The organism is Streptomyces sp. ISL-98 (assembly GCF_018614055.1).
In the GTDB taxonomy this organism is placed as follows: domain Bacteria; phylum Actinomycetota; class Actinomycetes; order Streptomycetales; family Streptomycetaceae; genus Streptomyces; species Streptomyces spiramyceticus.
Map to the genome: position 1 here is coordinate 1 of NZ_JAGGPB010000113.1, position 8,029 is coordinate 8,029.

General features: G+C 70.6%; 7 protein-coding genes. 2 read left to right on the plus strand and 5 right to left on the minus strand.

Annotation, left to right across the window (positions count from 1 at the left end; all coding sequences use genetic code 11):
* Positions 1-310: 310 nt before the first annotated feature.
* Together J7I98_RS39935 and J7I98_RS39940 are read right to left on the minus strand one after the other, a co-directional pair.
* Positions 311-988: a response regulator transcription factor gene (locus J7I98_RS39935; protein ID WP_214929963.1), complete on the minus strand. Its 678-nt coding sequence runs from the start codon at positions 986-988 to the stop codon at positions 311-313.
* Positions 985-2,235 (minus strand): sensor histidine kinase, encoded by a 1,251-nt coding sequence (locus J7I98_RS39940; RefSeq protein ID WP_251021900.1) that lies wholly within the window; start codon positions 2,233-2,235, stop codon positions 985-987. The genes J7I98_RS39935 and J7I98_RS39940 overlap by 4 nt, the downstream gene beginning before the upstream one ends.
* Positions 2,236-2,460: 225 nt before the next feature.
* Between J7I98_RS39940 and J7I98_RS39945 the strand changes: the two genes are divergently transcribed.
* Both J7I98_RS39945 and J7I98_RS39950 read left to right on the plus strand, forming a co-directional pair.
* Complete coding sequence (locus J7I98_RS39945) at positions 2,461-3,153, plus strand: ABC transporter ATP-binding protein (protein ID WP_214929964.1); 693 nt, start codon at positions 2,461-2,463, stop codon at positions 3,151-3,153.
* Positions 3,150-5,498 carry an ABC transporter permease gene (locus tag J7I98_RS39950; RefSeq protein ID WP_214929965.1) on the plus strand — a complete coding sequence of 783 codons (2,349 nt, stop codon included), beginning with the start codon at positions 3,150-3,152 and terminating at the stop codon, positions 5,496-5,498. The genes J7I98_RS39945 and J7I98_RS39950 overlap by 4 nt, the downstream gene beginning before the upstream one ends.
* A gap of 259 nt (positions 5,499-5,757) precedes the next feature.
* Here J7I98_RS39950 and J7I98_RS39955 read toward each other — a convergent pair whose 3' ends face one another.
* From J7I98_RS39955 to J7I98_RS39965, 3 genes are all read right to left on the minus strand, one after another.
* Positions 5,758-6,117 (minus strand): UBP-type zinc finger domain-containing protein, encoded by a 360-nt coding sequence (locus J7I98_RS39955; RefSeq protein WP_214929966.1) that lies wholly within the window; start codon positions 6,115-6,117, stop codon positions 5,758-5,760.
* A 53-nt stretch (positions 6,118-6,170) separates the two neighbouring features.
* Entirely contained in the window at positions 6,171-6,728 is a 558-nt protein-coding gene (locus J7I98_RS39960) for a DoxX family protein (protein ID WP_214929967.1), read from the minus strand.
* Positions 6,729-6,825: 97 nt separating this feature from the next.
* On the minus strand, positions 6,826-8,029 hold a 1,204-nt coding region (locus J7I98_RS39965; protein WP_214929968.1), incomplete at its 5' end, for a hypothetical protein.

Sequence of the window (8,029 nt, forward strand, 5' to 3'; positions counted from 1 at the left end):
TGCTAACTCACCGGCATTGCAGGTCAGGGGCAGTTTTCTTACCCAATGGCGTCTTGCACGGGGGCAGCTTTCGCCTCACTCTTCAGGACTTGAGCTGACCGCTTACTGATTTCATGACGCATCGCCAGGCAAGTGCAGAGGGCCGAAAGCACCTTCCGCCTCACCTCGCGAGGACAGACCAAGACTACGCAGCCACTGGCCCGACGCCCACCCACTTCTGTGAGTCTCGAGGCCGGCGCTGTTCTGTCCATTACGTGGGCCCATTGCCCGGACGCCTACGGGGCGTAGCGGGCATAGACAAGCGACCTCTTCAGGAGGCGTCGGGGCCAGTGCGGCTGACCAGGCCCGTCTCGTAGGCGACGATCACGGCCTGGGCCCGGTCGCGGAGGCCGAGTTTGGCGAGGATGCGGGAGACGTGGGTCTTTACGGTCGCCTCGGACAGGTTGAGGCTCGCGGCGAGTTCGGCGTTGCTCAGGCCCTGGGCGAGCAGGCGCAGGACCTCGAGTTCGCGCGGCGTCAGCGCGGCCAGGTCTCGGTGGAGCGCGGCCGTTCCGGAATCCCGGCGGGCGAAGCGCTCGACGAGGCGGCGTGTGATGGCCGGTGCCAGCAGGGCGTCCCCGGAGCGGACCGTGCGTACGGTGGCGACCAGGTGCTCCGGGGTGACGTCCTTGAGGAGGAAACCGCTGGCTCCGGCGGACAGCGCGGCGTAGACATAGTGGTCGAGGTCGAAGGTGGTGAGCATGACCACACGCGGTTCGTCGGCGGCGCCGCCGAGAATGCGCCGGGTCGCCTCCAGGCCGTCCATCTCCGGCATCCGGATGTCCATCAGCACCACGTCGGGCCGGGTGCGCCGGACGGCTTCGACGGCTTCGATGCCGTTGGTCGCGTCCGCGACCACGTCGATGCCGTCGGCGGTGAGGATCATCCCGAAGCCTCTGCGGACCAGCGCCTGATCGTCGGCGACCACCACGCGCAGAGCTTCGTTCACGCTTCCTCCAAGGGAATCTGTGCTTGAACTCGGTAGCCACCGAGGGGGCGTGGCCCTGTCCGCAGGGTTCCACCGTAGACGGCCAGGCGCTCACGCAGGCCGATCAGCCCCCGGCCGTTGCCGGTGGCCGCGGACGCACTGGGGCTGCCGCTGGTGTTGGAGACCTCCACCTGGAGTTGGTTCGCGCCGTAGTCGACCTGCACCGTCGCGCTCGCACCGGCCGCGTGCTTCACCGCGTTGGTCAAGGCCTCCTGCACCACCCGGTACGCGGTCAACTGCACGCCGGCCGATACGGGACGCGGTTGCCCGGACACGGTCAACTCGACCGGCACTCCGGTATCGCGTACCCGTCCGACCAAGGCGTCCAGCTGGTCGAGGCCCGGCTGCGGCGCCAGATCCACCGAGCCGTCCGGGTCGGAGCCGTCCGCGTCCATCGTGAGCAGCCCCATGACATGGCGCAGCTCCCCCATCGCCGCCCGGCCACCCGCCTCGACGGCGAGCAGCGCCTCACGGGCCTGGTCGGGGGCCACCTCCATGACCTTGCGGGCGGCACCGGCCTGGATGACCATCACGCTGACGTTGTGGGTCACCACGTCGTGCAGCTCGCGGGCGATTCTGGCCCGTTCCTGCTCGATCGCCCGGCGCAGCGCCTCGGCCTGCTCCCGTTCCAGTGCGGACAGCCGGGTGCGGCCCTCGTCGGCCCGCAGCTTCCACGTACGGAGCCCGTTGGCCGCCACGACGATCGGTACGGAGATCAGCAACGGCACGTACTGATGGGGGACCGTGGGTGACACCGTGTCCCTGGCCATGCTGACCAGCAGCACCGCCACGGGCAGGCTTGCCAGCGTCGGCACCCGGTAGGGGCTGTAGGCCGCGGCGCTGTAGGCGGCGATGATGCAGGCGTAGAAAGTGAGCCTCGCCGCATCGGGCGGCGTCAGCAGAGTCGCGCCCATCACGATCCACAGCACGGCGAGCGGATAGCGGCGACGCAGCGCCAGGGGTCCCGAGGCCATGAACGCCAGGCTCAGCAGCATGATCCAGTCGGCCGACCTGGCCGGGTACCCGATGGGAGCCGCGACGGGCTGCCGGTCGGCCCATCCGTGCAGGTTGTCCATGACGTAGTAGGCGGAGGCAAGGCCGACGACGAGCGCCAACACCGCGTCGAAGACTCGGCTCCGCGGGGTCGGGCGGGGCACCGGGCCGGTCGGGTGCATCAGCGCCCTGGCTCCCTCGCGAAGGCGATCCATCACCGGCACGTTCATCATCGGCCCATTCTCACTGATGACTTGGAGCCCCGGCATCAGTCCAGTTGACCCCACCGGCTACATCTGTCGCCTACATCTCAGGGATGACATCGACCGGCCTCATCCCAGCGCGGTACGAGATCTACCTCGGTCGACCGTCGTGCCCGTCCCGGAGGCGCCCCTAGCGTCGGACCGCCAGATGGGAATCGGAATACCGAGGGAGCGCTCATGACCACACCGGTGATCGAACTGTGTGACGTAAGCCGTCGCTACGATGACGGGCCACCGGCGCTGCAGGACACCTCGCTGACGGTGCGGGCCGGTGATTCCGTGGCGATCCTTGGGCCGTCCGGCAGCGGCAAGTCCACCATGCTCAATCTGATCGCGGGCCTGGACCGGCCGGACAGCGGAACCGTCACCGTGGCCGGTGTGCGTGTCGACAAGCTCGGCGAGGCCGGCTCGGCGCGTTACCGGCGGGAGAAGATCGGCATGGTCTTCCAGTTCTTCAATCTGCTTGACGACCTGAGCGTTGCCGACAATGTCGTTCTCCCCGCGCAGCTGGCCGGCATGGCACGCCGTGAGGCGCACCGCCGCGCGGCGGACCTGCTGGAGTCCCTCGGCATCGCCCGGCACGCCCGCGCCTTCCCGGGCCGGCTGTCCGGTGGTCAGCGGCAGCGTGTGGCGGTGGCGAGGGCCTTGATGAACCGCCCGCCGCTGCTTCTGGCCGACGAACCGACCGGTGCGCTGGACTCCGCTTCCGGCGAGGATGTCAGCGAACTGCTCAGGGAGCTCAACGCCGATGGCCAGACCATCGTCGTGGTCACCCACGATCTGGCTCTGGCGCAGTCCTGCACGAAGCGCACCATCCAGCTCGTCGACGGCCGGATCACCGCCGATGTCGCGGTGGAGCCCACCCGATGAGCGCTCTGACGCGGATCGTGCGCTCGGGCGTGGCTCGCCGCCGGGTGCAGACCATTGTGATCGGGCTGGCCACACTGATGGCGGTGACCGCGTCCGTCCTCGGCGCTTCCCTGCTCGTGGCGTCGAGCGCACCCTTCGACAAGGCCTTCGCCAAGCAGCACGGGTCGCATCTGACCGCGCAGTTCGACGCGAGCAAGACCACGACCGCACAACTGTCCGCCACCGCCAAAACCGCCGGGGTCAGCGCCACTGCCGGACCGTACCCCACGGCGTCGATCACCCCGCAGATCAACGGCATGGGTTCCGCGCCGCTGACGGTCGTCGGCCGGGACACTCCCGGCGGCTCCGTCGACAACATCACGCTGACCACAGGCACTTGGGCCACCGGCCCGGGCGAGATCGTCCTGTCGGCCGACTCCGGGCTCAACGCGCGCATCGGCCTGCAGATCCAGCTCTCGGGTCTTCCCGGCAGCCCCATGCTGAAGGTCGTCGGCATGGCCCGCTCGGTCAGCCGCACCGCCGATGGCTGGGTGGCCGCCTCGCAGATCGCCTCGCTCACGCCGTCCGGCACGGTCGGCGGACACCAGATGCTCTACCGCTTCACCACGGCGGACACCGCCGCGCAGATCGACGCGAAGCGCGCCGCAGTGACGTCGGCGCTCCCCGCCGGGGCGCTGGCGGGTTCGCAGTCCTGGCTCACCATCAAGAAGGTCGCCAACCGCGACACCTCACTGTTCGTGCCGTTCCTCGTCGCGTTCGGCGTCCTGGGCCTGGCCATGTCGGTGCTCATCGTCGGCAACGTGGTCGCCGGGGCGGTGGGCACGGGGCTGCGCAGGATCGGCATCCTCAAGGCCATCGGATTCACCCCGGGCCAGGTCGTACGCGCCTACATCGGACAGGCGTTGATCCCGGCGGCGGTCGGGACGGCGGTCGGCGTCGTCGCCGGCAATCTGCTCGCCATCCCGGTGCTCGCCGACACGGAAGCCGCCTACGGTACGGCGGGCCTGACCGTCACTCCGTGGATCAACATCGCCGTGATCGCCGGGGCGCTGGGCGTGGTAGCCGCCGCCGCGTGGGCGAGCGCGTGGCGGGCCGGACGGCTGCGCACCGTCGACGCGCTCGCCGTCGGGCGCACCCCTTCTCCCGGCCGCGGCCGCCGGGCAGCCCAGCTGACCGCCCGGCTCCCGCTACCACGGCCGGTCAGCATGGGCCTGGCACGGCCCTTCGCCCGTCCCGCCCGCGCGATCTCGATGGTCGCGGCGATCGTGTTCGGTGCCACGGCTGTCACCTTCGCCGTCGGTCTGGGCTCCTCGCTCACCCAGGTGATGAGCGCCAGGGACCATAACGCCGCCGACGTCACCATCGGTATGACCGGCCCACAGCCGGGCCCCGGCGGCCCGGGCACCCGTGAATCGGACACGGCCGACCCCGCCGCGATCACCGCGGCAATCGACGCCCAATCCGGAACCAAGAGGTACTACAGCAGCGCCACGACGCAAGCCACCATCTCAGGTGTGTCCGGTTCCACCGCCGTCATCGCGTTCACCCACGACGCCTCCTGGGGCGGCTTCCAGATGGTCTCGGGGCGCTGGGTCGAGAAGCCAGGCGAGGGTGTGGTGCCGACGCCGCTCCTGAACGCCACCGGCACCCGGGTCGGGGACAGCGTCACGCTGAACGTCAACGGCCGCACGGTCACGGTCCGGATCGTCGGCGAGGTCCTGGACACCCGCAACGAGGGCATGGAGGTCTTCACCGACGCGGCGACCCTCGCGACCGCGGCGCCGGACCTGAAGCCCACGAGCCACCACATCGAGGTGAAGCCGGGTACGGACCTGCCCGCCTACGTCAGCACGCTGAACACCGCACTGCAGCCCCTGGGCGTCACGTCCACGAGCGGCCAGAACGACAGCAGCAGCGACACCGTGGTCATCCTGAACTCGCTGACCGCGCTTCTGACGCTGATGCTCGTCGCGGTAGCCGGACTGGGCGTACTCAACGGTGTCGTGCTCGACACCCGCGAACGCATCCGGGACCTCGGCATCGTCAAGGCACTTGGCATGTCACCCCGGCAGACCATTGCGATGGTCATCACCTCGGTGGTCATCACCGGCCTGGTCGGCGGCGCCCTGGGCGTGCCGGTCGGTGTCGCCCTCCACGGCGCGGTCCTGCCCGCGATGGGCCACAGCGCCGGCCTCAACCTGCCCGAGTCAGTCATCGCCATCTATGAGGCGCCCGAGTTGGTCCTGCTCGGCTTCGGCGGCCTGGTCATCGCGGTCCTCGGCGCGCTCCTGCCCGCCGGCTGGGCCGCCCGGACCCGTACGGCCACCGCTCTGCGCACCGAGTAAGGCCGAGTCCCCGAACCGGCCGACGTGCCGGGTGTCGTCCTCGCGTACGCAGCGCTAGACCTCCGACGGAGTCTGGTCGAGGCACTCCCGGATCTTGGCTCCCTGCCTGCGTTTGTGCAGGTCAAGGGCGTACGGGCGCGGAGGGCGCGCGAGCCCCTTCCACCCCGTCCCACGAGGACCTCCCCAGCGTACGCAATGCGGGACCCCAGCGGTTTCGCGAGGTGCCGTGACCCGCTCCGGTGGGTCCGAGGCGGCCGACTCAGTGCAGGTGCCGCTGCCAGTCGGCGGGGACCTTATCCCGCGGGCCCGGGACCGGCTGGGATTCCGGGTGCGAGGTGGGCGGGGGCAGTTCGGGGCCGTCGTAGTACTGCCCGGTCTCGATGTTCCAGAACCAGCTCTCGCCCGGTTCGAAGCTGGTCAGGAAGGGGTGTCCCGCCGTCCGTGCGTGCTTCGTGCCGTGCTGGGAGGGTGAGGAATCGCAGCATCCGATGTGCCCGCACGCGGCGCAGCGCCGCAGGTGGAACCACCATCCGGGTCCGTCGCCCGCAAGGCACTCCGCGCAGCCTTCTCCGCTGGGAGCCGCTGTGGTGTCGATGCCTGCGATCCGGTCAGGTGCCATGTCCCACTCCTGTGGTGCGGCCTGCGGGTGGTGCGCCAGTACCGCGATGCCGCCTACGCCCCGGCCCGCGCGGCTTCCGCGTCAGCCTCTGCCTCGGCTTCCGCTTCGGCTTGCAAGACGCTCCGCCTGGTGAGGACCGCCGCCGCGGCGAGTGCGCTGCCGGTGAAGGCCAGCGCCACGGTCCACGGCCGGTCGAAGAGGTGCCCCGTGGCGTGGTCCACCGAATAGCGGCCGGCTCCGGTGATCCCGATGGCGGCCGCGGTGAAACCGAGGAACCCGGGGTACTCGTAGCCGCCGGACTGGGCGAAGAACCCGGCGGGCATGTGTACGGCGACTGCCCCGGCCATGGCTCCGGCCGCTGCTGCCCCGGCCGCCGGTGTGGCGAGTCCGAGGGCGAGCAGCGCCCCGCCGCCCGCCTCACCGAGCCCCGCCGCGACGGCGCTCTGCTTGCCGGGCCTGAACCCCATGTGCTCCATGCCCTTCGCGGTGCCCTCCAGGCCTGCGCCGCCGAACCAGCCGAGCAGCTTCTGCGAGCCGTGCGCCGCGAGCACCGCGCCGGTGCCCACGCGCAGTACGAGCAGGCCGAGGTCGCGTCGGTTGATGCATGGCATGGGTCTCTCCCGGAGTGCAGGGGCGCGGCTACCTCTCCACTCTCATCACAAAACCGATCTTTTGCACTATTTACATGGCACTGCCCCGCTCCCTCACTCACCCCATCAGCAGCGCCGAGATGGCGTTCCGCAACTGGGCAGGTTGCGGTGACGGCGGGACATGTCGCTGGAACGGCAGGGCCCAGCGGCCTGCGGGGGCGTCGTCCGCCGAATGAGTGGTGAACAGGCGCAACTGCGGGCCTGGCGTCAGGCCCAGTTCGCGTGGGAGGCGGTGATGGGTGAGGAGGAGAGCGGGGGCGCCAGTGGTGGTGGCGGTCGCCAGGGCGCGGGCCACGTCGGGGACGTCGAGTGTGCGGGTGGTCCACAGGGCGAGGAGATCGGTGGGCCGGGCGATGGGCACGGCCTGGGACGGCCGGTCGAAGGTCACGAGCTGCGGATGGCGGCCGTACCGCCAGAACTCCGTGGTGATGAGATGCGCCGCCGCGCGCAGCAGCGCCTCGACCGGTCCGAACGTCGGCGGGCTGGTGTCGAGGACGAGGGTGACCTCTCCCGGGAACGGCTCGGCCTCCGTGACATGGAGCCGGTAGAGCAGTTCGTGGCGGGAGTGCTTCAGGAGCAGGAGCGTTCTTGGCAGGGCGAGTTGGGTGGGCAGGAGATGGGTCAGGGCGCCACGGTTGCTGGTGCCGCTGGTGCCCGGCGCGTGGACGGTGGTCTTCGTACGGGCGGAGCCGTCGCTCGCCTGCGGGGCGAGCAGCCGCAGTTGACGGCGATCGAGGTGCGGCATGTCGGCGGCCGAGCGCGCGAGCAGGAGCGGCAGACTCGGGTCGGCCTGGACCGTCTCCGGACCGAGAACGGTCAGAAGGGAAATCATCCGGTCGCTCACCCTGTTGGCGACGTCGGCGACGGGCGTCAGCGGTACGGCCGGAACGTCGCTCTCGCACAGGCCTGAGGCCAGCGCGTCGCGAAGGGCTGCGACGCAGTCCGCGTCGCCGCTCCCCGGCGGAGGGGCGCACTCGGCGACTGGGGCGGTCTCGGCTGCGAGGAGCCCCGCGAATCCGATCCGGGAGCGGCCCGGCCAGGCCAGTTCCTTGAGGCGGACGATGCCGGGGTGGTCGGCGAGCGCACGGAAGCGGGGGTCGTGGAGTGCTCCGGGGGCGGCCGTGCCGGTGAGTGCGACGAGGTCTTCGACGAGGGAGAGCGGCGGCCACAGATCGGCCTTGCCGAGAGCGACGAGGCCGGCGGGGTCGACGTGGAGGGCGGTGGGGCGCAGTGGCGCGTCGGGGGGTGGGGGTGCGTTGGGG

What these genes read in the sequence shown, in the direction of transcription:
- J7I98_RS39960 (WP_214929967.1), bottom strand. Translation starts at nt 6,728, where the DNA reads ATGCCATGCATCAACCGACGCGACCTCGGCCTGCTCGTACTGCGCGTG.
- J7I98_RS39955 (WP_214929966.1), bottom strand. Translation starts at nt 6,117, where the DNA reads ATGGCACCTGACCGGATCGCAGGCATCGACACCACAGCGGCTCCCAGC.
- J7I98_RS39940 (WP_251021900.1), bottom strand. Translation starts at nt 2,235, where the DNA reads ATGGATCGCCTTCGCGAGGGAGCCAGGGCGCTGATGCACCCGACCGGC.
- J7I98_RS39950 (WP_214929965.1), top strand. Translation starts at nt 3,150, where the DNA reads ATGAGCGCTCTGACGCGGATCGTGCGCTCGGGCGTGGCTCGCCGCCGG.
- J7I98_RS39945 (WP_214929964.1), top strand. Translation starts at nt 2,461, where the DNA reads ATGACCACACCGGTGATCGAACTGTGTGACGTAAGCCGTCGCTACGAT.